The following is a 2,853-nucleotide window of genomic DNA, read 5'->3' as shown; positions in this document are numbered from 1 at the left end:
TTTAAGTTAAATCCAATAATTTTTGTAAAATAAATAGCGTTTCAGTATAAAATTAAATTTTGTTTTTGCTGGTATACTCTGTCATTGAATAAGACAAAACAACCTGTTTCAACTATAAACAATGAACGTATTTTTCTATAAAAACCACCTAGTAAAACTTTAATTTTATTAGGCGGTTAAAGAAAGTTAGGTATCTTTATACCTAATTTGTTACAAAAAATCACTTAAAATTTTTAATCATCACTATAACCTAAGCTTCGTAAAGCTCGCTCATCATCAGCCCACCCTGCTTTAACTTTTACCCAAAGTTCTAAATGGACTTTGTTGTCAAAAAAGGATTGCATATCTTTGCGGGCTTCGATGCCTATTTTTTTGATTTTTTCGCCTTTATTACCGATGACCATTTTCTTTTGCCCATCGCGTTCAACTAAAATTAATCCGTTAATTCGGTACATTCCGTTGCGTTCATCCACTTTGAATTGTTCAATCTCAACCGTTACCGAATAAGGTAATTCATCACCTAAAAAGCGCATGAGCTTTTCACGGATGATTTCTGATGCCATAAAGCGTTGTGAACGGTCAGTTATGTAATCTTCAGGAAAGTGATGTTCACCTTCTGGTAAATGTTTTTTGACGATATCTTTTATAATATCAATACCTTCGCCTTTTTCAGCGCTAATTGGTACAACATCAATAAAATTTGCTTTTTGGCTGATCGTTTGTATATGTGGTAATAGTTGTGTTTTGTCACTAACGTTGTCAATTTTATTAATCACTAGCAATATAGGGCTTTTGCAGTCTTTTAACTTGTTAACGACCATTTCATCATCATCATTCCAATGTGTCCCTTCAACCACAAAAATAACAAGCTCAACATCACCAATTGAGCTACTTGCCGCTCGGTTCATTAAGCGGTTAATTGCCCTTTTTTCTTCAATATGAAGTCCTGGTGTATCAATATAGATAATTTGATCGTTATCTTGTGTGTCGATGCCGATAATGCGGTGGCGAGTCGTTTGCGCTTTACGTGATGTAATCGATACTTTTTGTCCAAGCAACTGATTTAATAGTGTTGATTTACCTACATTTGGCCGCCCCACAATGGCGACAAATCCGCAATGTTGTGTTGTTTCTATCATTTTATACCTAACTGGTTGAGAGCTTCTTGTGCAGCAGCTTGTTCTGCTTTTCGGCGACTTAAGCCCCGCCCCAAATACTCGTGGCTATCGTCGTCAATTTTACATTGAATTAAGAACTCTTGTTCATGATTATCACCTGTGACTTCAAGAATTAAATAACACGGACGAGGGCGATGAGTTCCTTGTAAATATTCTTGTAATCTTGTTTTGGCATCTTTTTGTTTAATGCCAGGTTGGATTTGGCTTAATCGAGTTTGATACCATGATAAGATTAACGGGCGTATTGTGTCGATGTCGCTATCTAAGTAAATGGCACCAATAATAGCTTCGACAGCGTCAGAAATAATGGATTCGCGACGAAATCCTCCACTTTTTAATTCACCTTGCCCCAAAATAAGGTGATCGCCCAACTTGAAATCTTTTCCAATTTCGGCAAGTGTTTGCCCACAAACCAAGGTTGCTCGCATTTGGCTTAGATCACCTTCATCTTGTTTGACAAAGCGATGATAGAGTTCATCAGCAATGACGAAACTTAAAATAGCATCGCCTAAAAACTCTAAACGTTCGTTATGCAGTTTATTAGCACTTCGGTGAGTAAGTGCTAATTCAAGTAAAGAGAGATCCTGAAACTGATAGCCGATAGATTGTTGAATTTCAGTAAATGTTTTCATAATGATTAATGTATGCCACCAATACGATTAAAGCGGATACCTGTAGGCCATTCGTTTGGTTGTTTTTCAAAGCTGATCCAAATTGCTGTAGCTTTACCAACAAAGTTAGCTTCAGGCACAAAACCGAAATATCGACTGTCGCCGCTGTTATCACGATTGTCGCCCATCATAAAATAATGACCTTGTGGTACGATCCAAGTAGCATCAGGTTGACCATCTTGGTGATAATAATATCTTGGGTTTTCTTGTGAACCTTGTGTGATTAAGATTTCGTGCGCTCTGTCGCCTAAGGTCTCTTGTTGAATTTTCATATTCAATGTCACAATAGATTCAGAGTCGACAATACCTTTATCAGCATATTGTTCTACAGTATAAAAACTAGGGTTTGGTTTCAACTGTTCGTGAACTTCTTTCCAATTGCTTGACTTAGGTTCGCTGTAATGCAAATCAAGTGGTTGCAATTGTTGGCCTTGGCAATTTATATCGGTTGGTTGGCAGGCCGGGTAGATTAGAACTTGCTTTTCTTTAACCTGATACACGATTTTATCGCCAGGCATACCAACAACCCGTTTAATCAGATCCATGCTTGGAATATCAGGGTGCTTAAATACAGCCACATCACCACGTTTAGGTTTTCCTGTAGGGATGATAACAGTATTGGTAATAGGATCACGCATGCCGTATGCATATTTTTCAACAGCAATAAAATCGCCAATTAATAACGTTTGCATCATTGAGCCAGATGGAATTTGAAACGGCTCATATATAAATGAGCGAATAACAAACACCACAAACAAAACTGGGAAAAATGATGATAAGTTTTCAACCCAGCCTTTAGGCTTGCCAACTTGAGCAAGGACTTTTCCATCGACTTCACCATCGCTTTGTGTGCGGATTTCTTCAACTTTGCGTTGTCTTGCTGGTTTCCATTTGAATTTTTCTAAAAACCAAAAAATACCTGTAATAAGTGTCGCTAATGTTAATATGATGGCAAATGTTCCAGCCATTTTTTTCCCTCTTTAAATAAATCTTTTTATCGATTT

General features: G+C 37.2%; 3 protein-coding genes. All 3 read right to left on the bottom strand.

The window, feature by feature from the left end; translation table 11 throughout:
- Positions 1 to 233 precede the first annotated feature (233 nt).
- The 3 genes from era to lepB are packed head-to-tail and all read right to left on the bottom strand — an operon-like array spanning position 234 to position 2,817.
- Positions 234 to 1,139, bottom strand: coding sequence for a GTPase Era (era, locus tag A9G30_RS02085; protein ID WP_065566488.1), 906 nt, complete (start codon positions 1,137 to 1,139; stop codon positions 234 to 236).
- Positions 1,136 to 1,813 carry a ribonuclease III gene (gene rnc, locus A9G30_RS02080; protein WP_442903440.1) on the bottom strand — a complete coding sequence of 226 codons (678 nt, stop codon included), beginning with the start codon at positions 1,811 to 1,813 and terminating at the stop codon, positions 1,136 to 1,138. The genes era and rnc overlap by 4 nt, the downstream gene beginning before the upstream one ends.
- A gap of 2 nt (positions 1,814 to 1,815) precedes the next feature.
- Positions 1,816 to 2,817: a signal peptidase I gene (gene lepB, locus A9G30_RS02075; protein WP_065587888.1), complete on the bottom strand. Its 1,002-nt coding sequence runs from the start codon at positions 2,815 to 2,817 to the stop codon at positions 1,816 to 1,818.
- Between the last annotated feature and the right edge of the window lie 36 nt (positions 2,818 to 2,853).

Source organism: Gilliamella sp. Fer4-1 (genome assembly GCF_001690515.1).
GTDB lineage: Bacteria > Pseudomonadota > Gammaproteobacteria > Enterobacterales > Orbaceae > Gilliamella > Gilliamella apicola_C.
The sequence above is the reverse complement of the archived record's forward strand: the minus strand, read 5'-3'. Positions and strand labels throughout refer to the sequence as shown.